Origin of the sequence: Sphingomonas jeddahensis (genome assembly GCF_001981525.1) — a bacterium.
In the GTDB taxonomy this organism is placed as follows: Bacteria; Pseudomonadota; Alphaproteobacteria; order Sphingomonadales; family Sphingomonadaceae; genus Sphingomonas; species Sphingomonas jeddahensis.
Map to the genome: position 1 here is coordinate 104,585 of NZ_MPSB01000009.1, position 17,854 is coordinate 122,438.

12 protein-coding genes are annotated in these 17,854 nt (G+C 64.8%); 4 read left to right on the top strand and 8 right to left on the bottom strand.

Features of this window, described 5'->3' with window-relative positions:
* Positions 1-8: 8 nt before the first annotated feature.
* Together SPHI_RS10730 and SPHI_RS10735 are read right to left on the bottom strand one after the other, a co-directional pair.
* Positions 9-686 carry a DsbA family protein gene (locus tag SPHI_RS10730; protein WP_076744941.1) on the bottom strand — a complete coding sequence of 226 codons (678 nt, stop codon included), beginning with the start codon at positions 684-686 and terminating at the stop codon, positions 9-11.
* Between the two features lie 2 nt (positions 687-688).
* A complete protein-coding gene (locus SPHI_RS10735) occupies positions 689-1,456 on the bottom strand; it encodes a TlpA family protein disulfide reductase (protein WP_158049685.1) in 768 nt (255 codons plus the stop codon).
* 148 nt (positions 1,457-1,604) lie between these two features.
* On the opposite strand from SPHI_RS10735, the gene SPHI_RS10740 reads away from it, so the two are divergent.
* Together SPHI_RS10740 and SPHI_RS10745 are read left to right on the top strand one after the other, a co-directional pair.
* Positions 1,605-2,225: a winged helix-turn-helix domain-containing protein gene (locus SPHI_RS10740; protein WP_233130877.1), complete on the top strand. Its 621-nt coding sequence runs from the start codon at positions 1,605-1,607 to the stop codon at positions 2,223-2,225.
* 104 nt (positions 2,226-2,329) lie between these two features.
* Positions 2,330-2,545: a heavy-metal-associated domain-containing protein gene (locus tag SPHI_RS10745; RefSeq protein WP_076744944.1), complete on the top strand. Its 216-nt coding sequence runs from the start codon at positions 2,330-2,332 to the stop codon at positions 2,543-2,545.
* 484 nt (positions 2,546-3,029) lie between these two features.
* Here SPHI_RS10745 and SPHI_RS10750 read toward each other — a convergent pair whose 3' ends face one another.
* From SPHI_RS10750 to SPHI_RS10765, 4 genes are all read right to left on the bottom strand, one after another.
* Entirely contained in the window at positions 3,030-4,598 is a 1,569-nt protein-coding gene (locus SPHI_RS10750; RefSeq protein ID WP_083719938.1) for an alkaline phosphatase D family protein, read from the bottom strand.
* A gap of 66 nt (positions 4,599-4,664) precedes the next feature.
* Positions 4,665-6,878: a TonB-dependent receptor gene (locus SPHI_RS10755; RefSeq protein WP_076744963.1), complete on the bottom strand. Its 2,214-nt coding sequence runs from the start codon at positions 6,876-6,878 to the stop codon at positions 4,665-4,667.
* A 372-nt stretch (positions 6,879-7,250) separates the two neighbouring features.
* On the bottom strand, positions 7,251-7,751 hold the full coding sequence (locus tag SPHI_RS10760; RefSeq protein ID WP_076744946.1) for an HPP family protein: 501 nt from the start codon (positions 7,749-7,751) through the stop codon (positions 7,251-7,253).
* Complete coding sequence (locus tag SPHI_RS10765) at positions 7,748-10,651, bottom strand: molybdopterin oxidoreductase family protein (RefSeq protein ID WP_332888917.1); 2,904 nt, start codon at positions 10,649-10,651, stop codon at positions 7,748-7,750. Before SPHI_RS10765 ends, SPHI_RS10760 begins: the two co-directional genes overlap by 4 nt.
* 374 nt (positions 10,652-11,025) lie before the next feature.
* Here SPHI_RS10765 and SPHI_RS10770 point away from each other — a divergent pair, with 374 nt between their 5' ends.
* A complete protein-coding gene (locus tag SPHI_RS10770; protein ID WP_144036190.1) occupies positions 11,026-12,405 on the top strand; it encodes a glycoside hydrolase 5 family protein in 1,380 nt (459 codons plus the stop codon).
* Between the two features lie 116 nt (positions 12,406-12,521).
* The gene (locus SPHI_RS10775) at positions 12,522-13,112 is read left to right on the top strand and encodes a DUF2161 family putative PD-(D/E)XK-type phosphodiesterase (protein ID WP_076744966.1); all 591 of its coding nucleotides are present in this window, start codon (positions 12,522-12,524) and stop codon (positions 13,110-13,112) included.
* Between the two features lie 839 nt (positions 13,113-13,951).
* Here the strand turns inward: SPHI_RS10775 and SPHI_RS10780 are convergent.
* Together SPHI_RS10780 and SPHI_RS10785 are read right to left on the bottom strand one after the other, a co-directional pair.
* Entirely contained in the window at positions 13,952-15,865 is a 1,914-nt protein-coding gene (locus tag SPHI_RS10780) for a hypothetical protein (protein WP_144036191.1), read from the bottom strand.
* A gap of 85 nt (positions 15,866-15,950) precedes the next feature.
* On the bottom strand, positions 15,951-17,522 hold the full coding sequence (locus tag SPHI_RS10785) for a VPA1262 family N-terminal domain-containing protein (protein ID WP_076744948.1): 1,572 nt from the start codon (positions 17,520-17,522) through the stop codon (positions 15,951-15,953).
* Positions 17,523-17,854: the final 332 nt, after the last annotated feature.

A 17,854-nucleotide genomic window follows, 5' to 3' on the forward strand; every position in this document is an offset into this window, starting at 1 on the left:
GCGCCTGCTTACTTCGGCAGCGCGTTGGGGTTGCTGCGCGCCAGCGCCACCGCCTTGCGCAGGCCGGCAAGCTCCATCGCGCCGGGCACCAGATACGGGCCGACGAGCAGCGCCGGCGTCCCGGTCAGCCCCATCATCGCGGCATAGCGGCCGTTGCGGTCGATCAGACCATCGATGTCGCCCGCATGAGTCTTTAGATCGGCCTGGAGCCGCGCCCAGTCGACGCCGGCCTTGGTCGCCGCGGCGCGGATCGTCTGCGACGTCACCTTGCCCGGCGTGTGCATCATCGCGTCGTTGAACGCGGCGTGCTTGCCCTGATATTTGGCGGCGGTCGCCACCTTTGCCGCCTCGACCGAGCCCGGGCCGAAGATCGGCCAGTCGCGATAGACCAGCGTCACCTTCGGATCCTCGCGCACCAGCTGCTCGAGCACCGGATGCATCTTGCGACAATACGGGCATTGATAGTCGGAGAACATCACCAGCGTGACGTCCGCGCCCTTGCGCGCCACGGTCGGCGCGAGCGGATCGTTCTGAATCTGCTTGCGCAGCCGCGCGCCCTCGGCTGCGCGTGCGGTGGCGCTCGACGTTTGCGCCTCCGCAGGATCGATGACGCCGCTGCGCCCTACCATGATGCCGACCAGCAACAGCACGACGGCGGCCAGCGCGAGGATCGTGGGTCTTTTCATGCTCAATTCCTTTCCAGTTCGCGGATGCCCGCCGTCAGGGCAGCGCGAGAAATCTCGCCGGCGCGGACGCGAACGATCTGTCCATCGGCATCCACGAAAATGGTGGTGGGATAGGCACGCGCGCCGGTCGCGGCGGCGGCCTTTTGCGTGGCGTCGAGCAGGACGGAATCGCCGCTCATGTCGTGGAGCGACAGGAAAGCCTTCACGCGCCCCGCCGGCTCACCCTGGTTGACCAGCAGCACGGGCAGGCTGGCGGTGGCCGCCACGTCCATCACCATCGGCATTTCGCGCCGGCACGGCGGGCACCAGGTCGCCCACAGGTTCAGGACGAAGCCATGCCCGCGCATCGCATCCAGCGCGACCGGCTCACCCGCCAGGCTGGCCAGCGCGATCCCCGTCGGCAAGGGTCGCGGCTTGGGCGCGACGGCGGCGCTTACCGCCGCATGGGTCAGCGACAAAGCGGCAAGCGTGCCCAGCATCAGCCCGGCCGCCCGGCTCCGGCCCAGCCGCAGCAACAGGGTCAGCGCGGCGGCACCCACCCCGACCCAGGGCGAGAAGCCGCCCTGCCAGATCGCGATCACCGTCCACGGCTCGACCATGAAGGCGGACAGGTTTTCCAGCACATAGCCCAGCCGCGCGGCAACGATCCCCACCAGCAGTGCGATCCAGCCGGCACGGCTGGCGTTGCCATCCGTCCGCGCCCCCACCACCGCCGCGACGGTAAGAAACGTCCAGACGGTAGCGACCGCCAGCGCGCGATCAGTCGCCATCATGAGTGGGCCTAGTCTGATAACACCGTCCATGATGGCTCCCGTTGCCGCTTCAGCTTAAGGCAGTCTTAGTTCGCCTTAAGCCGGCGATAAGTTTCCGGAGTGATCTGGGCGGAATGCGTATCCTGCTGGTCGAGGATGATGAGGTTTGCGCGATGGCCTGACGGTGGGGCCTGGACTGGAAGGGTTCCAGGTCGATGCCGTTTCGTCGACCGAGGACGCGCGCGCCGGGCTGTCCACTGGCGAGCATGCCGGCGTCATCCTCGACATCGGCTTGCCCGACGGGTCCGGACTGGACCTGCTGGCCGAGTGGCGGCGCGCGGAGATCATGATTCCCGTGCTACTCCTCACGGCAAGAAACCTCGTCACCGATCGCGTGGATGGCCTTGACGCGGCGGCGGACGATTATCTGGGTAAGCCATTCGACCTCTCCGAACTCGCAGCACGGGTACGTGCCATGCTTCGCCGCGGCGAGGGCCGCGCATCCGACGAGATCGTGCTGGGTGTGCTAGCGATCAGCATCGGCAGGCGGGAGGTTGCGCTGGCCGGCGTGCAAGTGCCGGTATCCCGACGCGAATTCGCGATCCTTCACGCTCTAGCCGAACACCCCGGCCATGTCCTTTCCCGAGGCCCATTCGAAAGTCGCATCTATGGATGGCAGGAGGAGGTGCAGAGCAACGCGGTAGAGGTCCACATCCACAAGCTGCGAGCGAAGCTCGGGCGCGAGCGCATCGAGACCGTCCGCGGTGAGGGCTTCCCATCATGGTAAGGTCAAGGACCAGTCACATCAAAATTGTGCGGGTTCGGCACTTGACCTTCCCACAATGGCAAGCCCCATCTCAAGCGCGGACAATGCTCAAAGGAGAGTTCGCAATGTATCGATTTCATGTTCCCGGCATGACCTGCGGCGGGTGCGCTCGTGCGATCACGAATGCCATTCTGGAGGTTGATCCCGCAGCCGAGGTGTCTGCCGAACCTTCGACCCACGCGGTGACCGTCTGGTCGTGGATGGATGAGGCGGTGATCGTCGCTGCGCTGGTAGATGCGGGATATCGCCCCGAGCAGCCGGGCCAAACCTCGCATTCGTAAAAACATGGCCGGCGAAGAGGCGAGTCACTGCGGCACGTATCCGGAGATCCGGGCCAGTCGGGAGGACTGGGCGTTTCGCCGCTCAACCTGCCCTAGGTGGTGAACGCATATATCGCTGCCTCTGGAAGCCTGCTTCTGCTCGGGAAAGTGGAGGCGACTTGCGGAGGCGCGGCCAGGTTTTTCGGCTCGGGATTGCGCTGTTCGGTCTCGCATTCTCCTGGCGGGCTCGGCCCCCCTACCGGCGAGTGGGTCATCGCAGCGCGCGGGCTGAAGGGGATCGGCGCGTCGATCACTGCACCCAATAGGCTGGCACTCGTCGCCGTGACCTTCCCGAAGTGGCCGCCTGCAGGATGCGCTTGCGATCCTCTAGGTTTCGCTGCTCGGACGGCGTGCATGGTCGTGGTACTTCCGTCACGAGCGGTCCCATATTGCTTCCTTCCCTGCCAACAAACGGACCGCACCATCAAGCCGTTGGGCCGAACAACTAGGCCCAACCGGATTTTCCGCTCTCGACTACTGCTTCTCGCAGCATCCGTACTGTTGCTCGGGCGGACCGGCGGTCGCTGATCGCCATCAGTCGTGCATTTAGTGCTGCGCGAGTCAGGTTCACACTAAGGTAGCCGCGCTCTTCCTGCTCGAAATAGCGGATGTGCGGATTGTCCCGCATGGCCGCCTTGATCCCCTCGCCGGGCGGCGGGGTGGAGGTGATAGAGGTGACGGCGATTTCGGTTGCGACGGGTGCGCTGGCGGGCTTGTCAGGATCCTGGTGCAGGTCGGTCATCCACCAGCTGTGGTAATCGCCCGCTAGCGTCACCGGATTGGCCAGCCGGGTGCCGGCCATCGCCTCGATCATACGCGAGCGCGCTGCGCCGAAGCCGTTCCAGGTATCGGTCCACAGCTTTGCCGCATCGCCCGTGCCGAAGCGCATTGGCGCGACGAGCAGGTTCTGCACCAGCAGGTTCCACCGCGCATTGCTGCTCGCCCAGCCATCATACAGCCAGCGTTCCTGCTCGAAGCCTAAAAAGGTGCGCGACGGATCGGTGAAGTCGGGGCAGTCCGCCGGCGCGATCCGGCCGCGGCGGCTGGCCTGGTCGCCGTCGATACACGCTTGACGCGAACGGAATTGTCGGCCGTCCACCGCGTCGAACTGCGCCAGTCGCCCCCAGTGCAGCCGGCGATTGATGCGGAAGCTGCCATCTGGGCGCATCACCTGCGACAGGCGTAGCGGCATGTTCTCGCAAAAGGCGCGATAGGCGGCGAGCCGGCGCGCAGCGAAGGCGGCAGGACTGACCGTCACATCTTGCGGCCAGATACCGGAATAGTCGTTCTGGGCCTCGTGATCGTCCCAGATCGCAACGCAGGCGGCGGCGGCGTGCAGGCTTTGCAGATCGCGGTCTGTGCGGTGAAGGGCGTAGCGCCGACGATAGTCGCTGAGCGTCATTGCTTCCGGCATCGCATACGATCGCACTACTTGCTTTGCGCGCTCTCCCGTGGCGGTGGACTCGTAGATGTAATCGCCAAGAAACAGGGTGAGCTTGCTGTCTTCTTCCGCCGCCATGTGGCGATAAGCGCTGAAATAGCCCCATTCCCAGTGCGAGCAGGTCGCGGCCGTGAAACGCAAGGCGGCGGGATCGCTGCCGAGGCTCGGCGCAGTCCAGGCGCGGCCGGTCGGGCTGTTCACCCCCGCAGCGACGAAGCGGTACCAGTACGGGCGATCGGCGCGCAGCCCGTGCACGTCGACATGCACGGCGCCGGCCATCGCGGGGTGTGCTGTCGCGTCTCCGCGCGCAACGATGCGGGCGAAGCGGTCGTCCTCCGCCACTTCCCAGCGCACCGGCACCGGCGTGCGGCAGCCGCCCGATCCATCTTCGGCCAGCGGCTCGGCGGCGATCCGAGTCCAGATCACGAACCCGTCGGGGAGCGGCTCGCCGCTTGCCACGCCTAGCGCGAACGGATCGGTGGCGGCCAGCGCACGGCCGGAGACAAGCAGCGCAGGCGCGCCGACCAGGCCGGCCACAAGGAAGTGACGGCGGGCAAGCGGAAGCGAAGTCATGGTTGAATTCATTCCTGAACAGGGCGCTATCGGGGGCGCGGCATTAGCCGCGCCGCCGGTACCGGGTCAGTAACGGTAGCTCAGTCGAACACCCACCGTTCGCGGCGGATGTGTGGAAACGGTGCGCGCGGTGATGAACCGGTTGCGCGTCTCCTGAATATATTCGTCGAACAGATTGTGGACCCACAGCGTCACCTTAACCGGCATGTCCGCCGGCGAGATGCCGATATTGGCATTGGCCAGCCAATAGGACGGGATCACCGATGCATCGGACACGCTGTAGCGACTGGCGCGATAAGCGTAGTTCACCTCCGGCTCAAAGTCCCAATCGCCGACGGGGATCGTCCAGGCGACCGAGCCCTTGTAGTCAAGATCGGGCAAAGGCAGCCGCTCGCCCGCGCGATCGTTGTAGAGGATGTCGACATATTCGCCGGTCACCGGATCCTGCACCGCAGTGTCCGGCGAGAGGAACTCGTCATATTCACCATATTTGTACGACAGCGCCTGCGTGATGCGCAGGTTTCGCATCGGCGCCCAGGTGAGTTCCGCCTCCGCCCCGTAGATGTGTGACTTGGGGACGTTGGTGATGCGGCCGACGCGCGATGTCGCGGTATAGATCACGCCCTGCAGCTGCTGATCGCGATAATCGTAATAAAAGCCCGCCAGGTTGAAGCGCAGCGTGTCATCGAGCAGCGCGGATTTGAGACCCACCTCGTAGGCGATCAGCTTTTCCGGATCGTACGGATCCAGCTGCTGCGGAATGCCGCTGTTGTAGGTGGTGAAGCCGCCGGACTTCACGCCGCGTGAGACGCTGGCATAGGCATGGACGTCGGGCGCGAACCGCCAATCGATGGCGGCGCGCCCGGACCATTCGCGCATTTCGCGCTGCGGCGAGGCCGTGGCCCGCAGCTGATAGGTCGGTGCGATAACCTCCGAGCGGAAATTGTCGAGCCGCCGGGTCTCGAACTCATAACGTGCGCCGGCGGAAATGCTGAGGTTGTCGGTCAGGAACTGTTCGACGTTGCCAAACAGAGCGGTGGTCTTCACCTCCTGGTCGTAGGTGGTACTCCATACCGCGCCGGTGCGTGAGCTTTCGGTAAAGTCCGAATAGAAGCCGCCGCTGACCGTCTCGTTGGCGTGGTAGACGCCGCCTACCCAGTTGAACGGGCCCGAGCCGTTCGAGGCCAGCCGGATTTCGCCCGAGGCCGTTTCGATATCGTTGAAGAAAAAGGTCCCTGCTTCGTTCGATGCGGTGGCATCCCAGTCGTTGAACTCGCGACGCTTGAAGTTCTGGTAGCCGAACACGCCCGTTAGCGTCGCCCAGCCCAGATCGCCTTGCGCGCGCAGCGTGGCGCCATAGCCTTCATTGTCACGGAATGGCTTGGCATCGAGATCGGCACCGATCAGGCTGGCGAAATAGGGTGAGATGCCCCAGCCGGTCACGCGCTTGTCGGTATCGGCGGGGTACAATACGCCAAGCGGCGGATAATTGTGGCTTTGAAAGTCGTTGAGCAGCTGCAGACCGCGGCCGTCCGACTGGTCGCGGGTATAGTTGCCGGTCAGGTCAATGGTGGTGTCCGCATTCGGCTCCCAGCGCAGTTTGCCCCGCGCCGACTCCTGGTTGCGGTTGCCCAGTTCCTCGCCCGTGTCGCGGTTGATCTGCCAGGCTCCGCCGTAATTGGTGGAGACCGCAAGGCGCGCTGACAAGGTGTTGGTCAGCGGGCCCGACAGGAACCCCTCCAACGCCAGTTCGTCATAGCTGCCATAGGTCGCGTCGAAGCCCGCGCTAAGCTCGCGGGTCGGCGCGTTTGTGATGACATTGATCGCCCCACCTGTTGTGTTGCGGCCGTACAATGTACCTTGTGGTCCGCGCAGCACCTCGATCCGTGACACGTCGAACAGCGCGTTCTGCGTCATCGCGCCGTAAGGGTAGGCAAGTTCGTCGATGTAGAAGCCAACGGTGTTGGTGTTGTTGGCGGCGTAATCCGTGCCACCCACGCCGCGCAGTCGGAACTGCGGCTGGCCGCCGCCGAATTGGCTGTCGATCTCCAGGCTGGGAACGCTGTTTTCCAAATCATTGACGTTGAAGATGTTGCGCCGGTCGAGTTCCCCGCCGCCGATCACCGTCAGCGCGGCCGACACGTCCTGCTCGCTTTCTTCGCGCCGTCTGGCCGTGACGAGGATGTCGCCCAGGCCGTCGCCCGTCGCATTATCGGCGTCATTTGCCTGGATTTGCGGGGCAGCCTGCGCTTCGGCCGAGGCGGCTGAGACAAGCGACATGACAATCGCGAGCGCTGAGCACGCAACGCGTCGATGGGCGCCGCGGATCGCGACGCCGTCCAACTTACACATGGTATCTCCTGAAGGGTGCCGCTCCCATCCGGGGTCCGGGCGAGGATACGTTGCTTTTTGGGCGATCGTGTCGCCCTACTCGCGCTCCGCTAGCCAAGCTGTGCGACGGGCACGTTACGCTACGGAAACGGTTGTATGACACCCGCGGTTCGGAACTTGCTCATACAGGCTCCACTCCTCAGGCGTTGGAGCCCTCCGACAAACCCAGGGCCGTTCAGTCTTGAGAAGCGCTCCAGTCACGCTGAACGCAGCGCCTGCGTCATTGCGGCGGCGGCTTTCGAGCGGTCGGATCGGCAGGCGTCAGCGGTTTGTAGCTGGCAAATCACGTTGTTTAGGGTGAAGCCTCCGCGCGATTTCGCCCAGGGCGGCAGCTAAAGCGACCCCCGCGATGAGAGCCGCCGCAGTAGAAGGCGTAAGTTGGAGGGCACCCAATGTGAGCAGCATCGTGGTTGCGGCGGCCGGGGGATGCTGCGCCCTGATAAGCTGCTGGCCCGCTATGGTCAGGCCAATCGCGACTGCCGTGGCGGCGGCGCGCCCAACCGTGAGAGTCCCGCTGGCAAGCGCGGCCGGATCGGTCTGCGCATCACAAAGGAAGAGCGCAATCAACGCCGCCGCTGCACCGACCGCATGGCCCGCAACGGTGTTCCATGGGCGGGCGGCTTGCTCTTCGGACGTGACGGTTTGCAGGAAGACGGTCGGACCGAGGCTTGGAAACAGCCAAGGCTGACCCGTAATGACAGCCACCGCGGCGATCAGCGCAACAACCAACGCCGCCGAGAGCGCCGGAAAGGCGCGGCTCACGATGGCACAACCAGCACCTGCGGCGCGGCCTGCCGGCACCGGGCGTACAGCCATTCGCGCATCCGGTCGTTGTGCGATCGAATATTCTCCAGCACGGAGCGCAGGTCCTCATCTCGCAGCGCAAGCGCGGCCTGATCGAGGACCGTAACCGAGATCAGGCTCTCGTTCACGAGCAGGAACAGGTCGTGCATGTCGCGGAGCAGGTCGAACCCGGCCTGCTTGCGCTGCACGAGCAGAGCCTTGTCCAACCGCTCGGGCTCATCCTCCAGGCGCTCGCCGTAGCGTGCGATAAAGGGTTGGAGCGAGACGGTGGCCTGGCTCGCCCACTCAGCGAACATCTTGCACTCGGTAACTACGTCGGGGGTGTCAGGGTGGGTTTCGCGAACCTGATCGAAAGCCTTGATCAGGCGCTTCTCGCTCTCGTCAAGCAGCCCCAAATAGTCGGCCAGATGCGCCCGTGGCTTGCCGGGCGTGACCGCTTGAACCGCCGCCTTGGCTGCACCCTTCACCGCCCGCAGTGCGGCCGACGCGAGGGAGGGATCGCCGCCAGTCTGCTCGGGATCAAGGTTCACCTGGATCGGCTGCTTGGAGGAAGGCTCGTCCACCCTCTCAAGCCTGACTGCGGCGTATTTGAAGTGCGGCTGCTTGGAGATCGGGTCCCACTCAAAGAGCGTCAGCTCGTTCGCGGCCTGTGCGTGACCCGGCCCATCCCAATAGCCGAAGTGGAAAGGTACGAACGCGTGACCGGGCGCTATGTCGCCGAGCGTCGCCCGGGCTTCAACGGAGCCGCGACGCGAGGTGATCCGGACCCAGTCGCCCTCGCCGATCCCAATGCGCTGCGCATCAGCGCGAGCAATCTGCACCCGCTCCTCGGGTGCCGCGTCGCGCAAAGGTTTCGATCGGCCGGTCTTGGTCCGGGTGTGGAAGTGGTACACGAGCCGGCCGGTGGTAAGATAGATCGGATATTCCGCGTCCGGCTCCTCGGTGGGGGGGCGGTAATGTGTACCCTTCAGGAAAGCGCGACCGTCAGGTTCGAAGGCGCGGAACTTGGTCTCATCCCAAGGTGCTCCGGTGTCGAGGTCGGAGCCAAAATGCTCGCAAAACTCGGGGTCGGTTGGGAAGCGCAGGTCCTCGTAGATCCGAACGCTGCCATTCGGGTGGGCCTCGTTCACCGGCCAGGGAATGCCGGAGCCGCCGGTCAGTTTGGCGTAGCTCAGCCCGGAATAATCGCATGGCCGGCCGCGCGAGCATTCCCGCCAGGCATCGAACGCTCCCTCGGCGTCGCTCCACTTGATTAGTGGCGCGCCGTCTTTGTCGCGGAACTCCATGCGACGGGCATAGTCGAGCCAGATATCGAGATCTGAGCGTGCCGCACCCGGCGGGTCCACCGCCTTGTGGCTGATGTGCACGGTGCGGCTGACATTAGTGAAGCACCCAGTCTTTTCCCCCCAAATCGCTGCCGGCAGCACCACGTCGGCAAGCTGCGTGGTCTCGGTCATAAACGCGTCCTGCGCGACGACGAACAATTCCTCCTTTTCCAGGATAGCGCGAATGCGGGGGAGGTTGGGCATCGACACGGCAGGATTTGTCGCGCTGATCCACAGCATCCGAATGGAGCCGGTCTCGCAATGATGGAACATCTCCAGTGCATGCGTCGGCGGCGACCAGTGCGGGATGATGTCGGGCTCGACATTCCAGAGCCTGGCGAGCTCGCGAATATGTTCCATGTTCGCCCAGTTACGAAAGCCGGGCAGGTCCCCGTCCGCGCCGGTCTCGCGCGTGTTCTGCGAGGTCGGCTGGCCGTTCATCTGCAGAATGCCGCAGCCAGGCCGGCCAATTCGTCCGAGGATCAGGTTGAGGTTGTTGACCTGGCACGCGGTCGCGGTCGCCTGGTTCGACTGATAGACACCTTGCAGGCAGGTCGAAACCAGCCCCTTGGACGCCGCGATTATGTCAGCCGCGCGGCGCAAGTCAGCGGGGTGGACGTGGGTAATCTCCTCCACGCGCCCCGGCGTATATTCGCGTACGATCTCGGTCAGCACGTCGAACCCGCGCGTATGTGCATCGATGAAGGAGTGGTCGGCGTGCCCACCATCGATCAGCAGGTGAAGCAGCCCGTTGAGCAGTGCGAGGTTGGTGCCGACCTTCGGCGCCAGGTGCACGTCCGCCTTTTCCGCCGTTGCCGTGTGGCGGGGATCGATCACGATCAGCTTGGGTGGGTCAGGCGCTGCGAGCCGATCAAGGATGCGCATCCAGAGCACCGTGTCGGTGGCGGCCATATTGTGCCCGACCAGCACGATGCAGTCGGTCACGTCGATGTCCTCATACGCTCCCGGTTGTCCGTCCGAGCCGAACGTCTCCTTGAGAGCAGCGGCCGCTGTTGCGGTACACAGGCGGGTGTTTCCGTCCATGTGCGGTGTGCCGAGTCCCGCCTTCCCGATCATCGCCAGCGTGTAATATTCTTCCAGGAAGAGCTGGCCGGAGGTGTAGAAGCCGATTGCTGACGAGGTATAGCGGTCGCGGATGTCGCGGGTGCGCTGGGCGATCAGGCTCATCGCCTCGTCCCAGCTGGTCGGCTCAAGCCGTCCGGCGCGGCGGATCAGCGGTGTGGTGAGCCGGTCCGGGCTGTTGTTCGCTTCCCACCCGTTGAGGCCCTTCGGGCCCATGCGGCCAAAATTGACCACATCCACGGCGCGTCCGCGCACGCCCACTATACGGCCGTCCTTAACACCTATGTCGCAGCCGCACCCGTTGGAGCAGAGGACGCAAGCTGACTGCACCCAGCGGTCCGGCTCCTCCTTCACGCGCTCGTCCACGCGCGCTGGCCACCGCTGGTCTGCCGGATGCGGGGTGCGCTTACCCCAGATCTCGCGCGCACTGTCTCTGCTTTGGCGCAACACAGCCTCCTATGCACCGCACCACAACACGCAAAAGTCGGGTTCGGGCTCAAAATCTGGAGTTGATCACCTCCTTGTAAGGGGCGAAATTCAATGGCGCCGCGGAAGATGCGCCGGTTGAATCTGAACGAATGCGCGATGGTGGGGAGCCGGGAACGGCCGCTAACGACGAGAGCTGGGCCTCAGAAGCTATTTGTCCGCGAGCCTTCGTGAGGCGCTTGCAGGCTGAAGCGGTTCTCGCCTGGCAGATTTAGTTTGTCGTCCAATCCTTTGCGGTGGCGGCACTTTCCGCGGTAGCATCGGCATGGCCCGGCCGCTAATTGGCTAGGGTGCATGTTTCCTCAGGTCCGCTCGTTAAGGCAATGGCTCGCGTTCGCGTGGCTTCCGACGCGCCTTACTTCATTACGGACGATGGGCTGCCTTGGACGCCTATCGGGCACAACGACGCGATCACGTGGCCGGATCTCTCGCCGCTTTTCCGGCGGGGTGACATGGCTGCAGTGGAGCGACACTTGCTCGGTCTCCGCTTCCACGGCGTCACCTGCATCCGGCTGATGCTGGAATACTGCCACGGGGAGCATCGCTATCTCGAGCGGCCTGCTGGTCATTTCGTACCCAACATGGTGCGGCTGTGGGACGACTTGTTCGACCTACTCGAGCGCGTCGGGCTGCGCGTGCTGCTCACGCCTTTTGACACGTTCTTCATGTGGATACGCTGGCAACGGCATCCTTACTCACGCGCGAACAAAGGCCCGTGCGCCAGCCGTGATACATGGCTGACGTGTCCGGACACGCGACGCGCGATCAAGAACAGGCTGGCGTTCGCGAGCGACCGCTGGGGTGGCAGCCCCGCGCTGTTTGCCTGGGACCTGTGGAATGAGATCCATCCGGCACATGGCGGCAATGATCCAACCACGGTTGCCCCGTTCATCGACGACCTGTCGTCATGGCTACGGGCTCACGAATGCGAACGGCGGGGCTATGCCAATCTCCAGACTGTCTCGATTTTCGGCCCCGAACTGATCCGCCACCCATCCCTGGTGGACCCGATCTTCCGGCATCCGACGCTCGATTTCGCTAACACGCACCTATACGAGCATGGCACGATCGATGACCCGCGCGACACCGTTGCGCCGGCGCTCGCCGCCGCGCGGCTGATGCGCGCCGCAGTTATCGCGTCCGGCTCCTCGCGCCCGGCATTTGATTCCGAACACGGGCCGATCCACAGCTTCAAGGATCGCAAGCGGACACTGCCCAGCGCCTTCGACGACGAGTACTTTCGCCATATTCAATGGGCGCACCTGGCCAGCGGCGGCGCGGGCGGCGGCATGCGCTGGCCGAACCGCCATCCGCACGTGCTCACGCCGGGCATGCGCGAGGCGCAGCGTGCGCTTGCGAAGTTCCTGCCACAGATAGACTGGAGCACCTTTTGTCGGCGCAATCTCACGGACGAGCTGCGGTGTGAAGATCCGGGCGTGGCGGTGGTCGGCTGCGGTGATGACGCGCAGGCGGTCGCCTGGCTGGTGCGGACCGATGCGGTCTCCAGCGACGGAACGCTGCGCCCCCGGGGCAACGCAGCATCCACGACACTGACGATCCCGGGCTTGGCAAAGGGGCGCTACACAATCGTCACTTACGACACGCGCGGAGGTAAGGTGCTGTCGCGGGATTGTGTCGCGAGCGACGGGGGAGCATGCGTCGTGCCCATCAGTCCGGTGCACCGCGATCTTGCGGTCGCTGTGCGGGCGACCGCGTGAGTACGGGCGGCCCCCCCGTCGTAGTCGACTGCTCTTCGCCGCCACCTGCGGCGGGCTGGCGAGAGACCGCGCTATATGCGCCGGTCAAGGCGTTCCTCGAGGCGCAGGGTTTCACGGTGAAAGGGGAGATTTGTGGCTGCGACGTAGTCGGGGTGCGTGATGGGGAGCCTCCGATTCTCGTCATCGCCGAGCTGAAACTCTCGTTTACGCTGGAGCTCGTTCTGCAAGCGGTGGATCGCCTGCGCAGCGCGGATAATGTCTATCTTGCCGTGGTCGCCTCTGGCCGCGGGCGGGACCAGGACCCTCGGGTAACCCGCCTGTGTCGCCTCCTCGGCTTGGGGCTGCTCGCCGTCGATCTGCGGCTCGGCAGCGTTGCGATGCTTTGTGAGCCTTTGGCCTATCGACCGCGCGCAAACCTGCCGCTGCGCCGCCGGCTGTTGCGCGAGCATCACCTGCGTCGTGGTGACCCGACGGCGGGCGGCTCGTCGCGGCAGCCGATTATGACCGCTTACCGCCAACGCGCCCTGGCCTGCGCGGAAGCAATTGGCACCGGCATCGCACGACCGCGCGATCTGCGTCATCTCGCGGAGGACGCAGGGAGGATCCTGCTCCGCAACGTCTACGGTTGGTTCGAGCGCGAGCGCCCAGGACGTTATCGCCTCTCCCGCCGGGGTCGCGAGCTCATTGGTGTAGATGCTTCCTCCTGAGGGCCAAGCACCTAGCCGCGAGGAGCATGGTGCACGCCTCGTTCGTTCCCGACGCGAAGAGATGTCGGATGTGGCTTGGTACATGGAAGCTCAGACTGACGGCTCCGGTTGCAGAGCCTGAAGCGCTGGGGGCGGCCGATGTCTCCAATACGCTAGCCTTGCCTTTCTCGTAGCGCGGCATTTCTCGCCGGTCTCGACGAGCGAGGTGGTGGTCGCGGTCCGAGAGGAAGCGTCTTCTGCGCCGCCATACCGGCACAGGAATCGCCAGAGCTTGGAGCCGGTGGTCTGGACGACCAGGACCAGCCCTAACCGTCCGACGGCGTGCAGGATTTCGCCAAAGGCTTGATAGAGGTGATCTGAAGCCGAGTCACAGTGATTGTTCCCGATCGGGCCAGCCGCGCGCTGGACGCCGCTGGACGAATCCCGACGGGAAATGGTGCCAGAAGAGCTTGACCCATGGTCAGCCAAGCGACTGATCTGACAAGCAGAATCATCGATTTTTTTGACATTCTTCATTGGTGGAAAAGGCTGGATGTACTTGGACGCTAAGTTCGAGTCCCGAACCCGTTACTGCTGCGCGAAGGGGATGATCTTCTGCTGGAGCAGCATGACAAGGGACCGGTCGGTTGCGGATAGGCAGCTTCTAAGCAATCGCCTTAGGAAAGCTGCCGTGGCCGGTTGGGTGCCGAGCACGGCAACTACCGACCAATGCCAGCCGATCTCGCCCATACCGGTGAACGCCCCACTTCACCGATAGCCGCCAATCGCGCTGATCAACACCAGCAATCGGTAGCATTCCGATTTGTCGAACGTTCCGCCGGGGATCGGCTGTCCTCGGGTCAGCAGAGCCTCGCCATGAGGGTGTGACTCAGGGCAGGATCGGCCTTGAGGGGCAGGATCGCCGACGCTGCGTCTAGCAGCGCCCGCGCCGGGAAAGGGTCGCGCCCGTAGGGCGCGAAGTTCGCCTCTGTCTCACTCCACATCGTGCGGAGGGTCTGGATCGCCCTTGGATCGGATCGGTGCGTGGCTAGAGCCGCGTCGAGCAAGGTGAGCGCAGCATCGTAGCCGAAGCGTTCGATGCGCGTGTCGAGTGCAGGCTGCCCGGCCGTCGTGAACAGATGTTCCGCGCACTCGCGCCGCTCAGCCACGAAATTGGAGTCGGTCCATGCGGCGAACGCTCGGGCGAACGGCTGCAGCATGGGATCGAGCGCCCAGGCCCTGCGCTGGTCAGGGGCTAGCCCGTCCCGCATCGTCCACACCGCGACGCACGCTAGCTGCTCGACGTAGGGCGAGACCCATTCGGTGTCAGGCACCTTCCGCAGCAAGTCGCCCGCATGCTCGACCCCTAGCTTTGCGAGCTCCCGAGCCTCCGCCTCGCGCTCGATCGCGAGCGCGTTCGCGACCTCCAACGCGAAGGTGAGGGCGCAGGCAAGACGGGCCGTGGCGCTCTGGTGGCGAACGTGGCTCCGCGCGCGGGCGAACGGACGGCCCAAAAGCGCCCGCGCCCCGATGGACAGCCGGTTGATCCGCTGACCCGCCCTCAGACCCACACCCTTCTCGTCCTGTTCGTGCCGGAGAACAAGCGCGCGCGTCGCGATCCGTATCTCGGCGAAGATCTCGGGCCCTCTGATGAGGAAGTACTCCTGAAAGGCACGCGCGGGATCGCGTAGCCCCAACTGGTCATCGAAACGGCGCAGCAGGTCGTCGAGCATGGCCTGGCGTGCGTCGCCCAAGGGTAGCGCCTCGGCCAGCTCAAGCCTCATCGCGTTTCCTCCTACCACACAGGAGTCGATCCGTGTGCGCACGGAGACCGCATCTATCTCCGCCGGCCACGTCTTCGCGAGCAGGTTCACCAGCGTCGCCACTCCGGCCTCAACCTGGGTTAGCCGCGCCTTAGCCTCCTCCAAGCGTCGGGCCGCGGCCTCAGCTAGGTCGACTTCCCATGAGAGTCGTGGTGCATTCGGAGCGCGGAAATCGCGAGCGCGCTGGACTTCGAGCTCGGTCACGTGGCGTCGCGCCGCAAAACGGCGATGCGATAGGTCCTTCAGACGCTGGGCGACTATCCAGTGCGCGTCCGCCCGGGACCAGCCAGCCGCAATCAGCCGTTCGTGTGCGGCTGCCATTTCGGTGGGATCCCGGTCTTCCCAACCCGACTTCCCCAGGGCACGGGCGCCCATCAACCGCAGCAGTGGGCTGTTGCACCGGAGCAGCGCTTCGATGAGCGGCCCGGCATGGCGGGAGCATCCCACGACATGTCCGATCGCCTCCAGCAGGGGAGCAGTCGTCCCCTTCGGATCGCTGGCCACCCATGTCAGAGTGCTAGCCGGCGAGACTTGCAGTGCCACACGGATGGCGAAGTTCAGGCCGTAGGCTCGGGAGCGCAGCTCCCATGGGTGCTCCAAAAGGTGGCTTGCCTGATCCACCAGCGTCTGATTGAGCGTCGTTCCAGCCATGAGCTGCTCGAGCGAAATAGCCCGCCAGTGGCCTTCCCGATCCTCGTCCGGCCCGGCCCTGCCCCCAGTGAGCGTCACGAGTGCCGAGCCTGGGGGACAGGGCCGGCGCATACGGAGGGCGCGCACGAGCAGCGGCTCGATGTCGCAGGTGCTGCGGGCGGCGAGCTCGCCGAGCCCGATCAGTGCCAAGCGATCCGGCGGCCCGCGACGCAGCGCCTGGCGCGTCAGAAGGCCGAGCGCGTGATCGGCGACGCGCCGCCGTCCGGTGTCGAGGCGCGCCCGCCCGGCGCGTCGGCGCACCTCGTGAGCCGGCGTCGCGGCCGGACACGTCAGCAGCCATCGCCATGCCGCCTCAATCGCGGGTTCGGCGATGCATCGCGGGCGCCTAGAGACCATGGCTCTGCCAGTCGAAGTTGGCTTCAATTGCACCCTCGCTGGCGACGTCCTCGCCCCGCGCGAGACCCTCGACATAGTCTGCGGCCTGCCGCGCCGCGGGCCCGTCGAGCGCGCTCATGCAAAACGGCCAGTTTACTGCCAAGCCGTTGATGCTGTTGGACAGAAGGTAGATGATCGGCTCGTCGTTCCCTGTCCTCCGAAGAAGGAGGTAGCGGTCATGGAACGCCGGATCGCTTCCGCGCACCAGATTGAGCAGCCGGAGCCTAGGTGCGAGTAGCCCCGTCAACTGCTCGGCCAGTAGCCGAAGCCGCTCAACGTTCTCGTTCAGCGCGTCCGACCTCTCCGCGCGGATCTCGCGCGCGGTGTCGGGGTCGGTGGTCGCCCAGGCGGTAATCACCGTCAGGTCCAGGCCGGACCTGCGGAGCCGCGTCAGCAGCCGGAGCAGGGATTCGTTCCCGAAGAAAGGGTCCACCAGAATGGCGCTCTCTGTCTCCGCGTCGTCGAGCAGGCTGCGGATGTGCGCCACGGCGCCCCATTCGGAGGCCAGGGTGCGTTCGAAGAAGCGGTCGCGGCACTCCGGGGCCTCGGCGGCAAGCCGGGCGCGCATGGCGGACGCGTGTCTGTCGATCCGGCGGTCGATCGTATCCATCGTGCTGCGGGAACGGTGGAACTCGGTCCGCTCGCTCGCCTCCCCCGCCGTAGCCTTGCCGGCACCTTGCATCCGCTTGGCAAGTGGGTCGTCCAAGCGGACCGTGCGGCCCTGCAGGTTCATGTTGAGGTTCATGGCTCCGAGCAGCGACGCTGCCTTGTAGTGCCGTCGCGGCCCACCGCTCGCGCCGAATATAGTCACCTCAAACCCCACGGTCGCGGGAGGGATCGCATGCTCAACGCGGCCATCGCCGACGGGCAATGGGACGAGGTCATCCGAGAGCACCTCGCCGCCACTGGTCGTTCTCAGATGGGCGAGCATGGCCTGGTCGACCCAGTCTTGCTTGCGGCGGAACTCGACGACGAGGCCGGAGCGACCTGACAAGGTCGTGACGGACACCGGACTATCGGGAGGGTTTTCGTCGAAGTCGACTACGTCGAGGTTGCCGAGATGGCCGATCAGCCGCCCAGCGAAGGGCAGGCCCAACTCGTCTTCGAGCAGTCGAAGAAGCGCCCGCAACGCTCCTGGCGGAGCGGCGCGCAGCAGTCCAATCCCTGCGAGGGTGTAGTGCGCGTCCAAGCTCGCCGCTCCGTGGCCAAGTACAGCCTCGATCGTCGAGCGCCGCGTGGATACAGGCGTCGCGGGTAACGGGATCCCCATTGCTGGGAAGTCGAGCGTGCCCCGGTTGGCGGCCTCGCGCATCTGCATCCCGAACTCTGGTTCGACCACGGTCTCGTGCACCACGAGCCTGAGGCCGTCCGTTATCGGGTGGTCGGTGCTGTTCTTTTTACACGGTTGGTCAAGTGTGGGGGCGAGGATCGCGTAGACGAGTTCCCTCTCGCCACCAGCCTCGAGATGTCCGCACCAGAACCACCAATTTGTCGCGCGGGCTTGGTTAGCAGCTTCAGCCAAACGGAACGCACCTTCTCATTAACATGATCGACAAGCATACCTGAACGCATGGCACAATTCAGGAGACGAACATTAGCCTTTCGCGACCGAAAGTGGGTCATCCGGCCAACAGCGGGTTGACCGGATGTTCACCAGGATCGGATCTTCAATGGTCCAGTGCGCGAACGTCTGCTCTCGTCATAAACTGCCGTTAAGCGAGCCGGTGTGACCTGCTCCCCGGAAATCATGCCATTGGTAAGTTAGCTGGTCAGATGGAGACGAGCGATGCGGCGAGGCCGTTTTACCGAGGATCAGATCATAGGCGTGCTGCGTGAGCACGAGGCTGGAGTGAA

Bases quoted from the DNA above. Each gene is read 5' to 3' on its own strand.
- SPHI_RS10755 (WP_076744963.1), bottom strand. From the start codon at position 6,878: ATGTCGCTTGTCTCAGCCGCCTCGGCCGAAGCGCAGGCTGCCCCGCAA.
- SPHI_RS10745 (WP_076744944.1), top strand. From the start codon at position 2,330: ATGTATCGATTTCATGTTCCCGGCATGACCTGCGGCGGGTGCGCTCGT.
- SPHI_RS10730 (WP_076744941.1), bottom strand. From the start codon at position 686: ATGAAAAGACCCACGATCCTCGCGCTGGCCGCCGTCGTGCTGTTGCTG.
- SPHI_RS10750 (WP_083719938.1), bottom strand. From the start codon at position 4,598: ATGACTTCGCTTCCGCTTGCCCGCCGTCACTTCCTTGTGGCCGGCCTG.
- SPHI_RS10735 (WP_158049685.1), bottom strand. From the start codon at position 1,456: ATGGCGACTGATCGCGCGCTGGCGGTCGCTACCGTCTGGACGTTTCTT.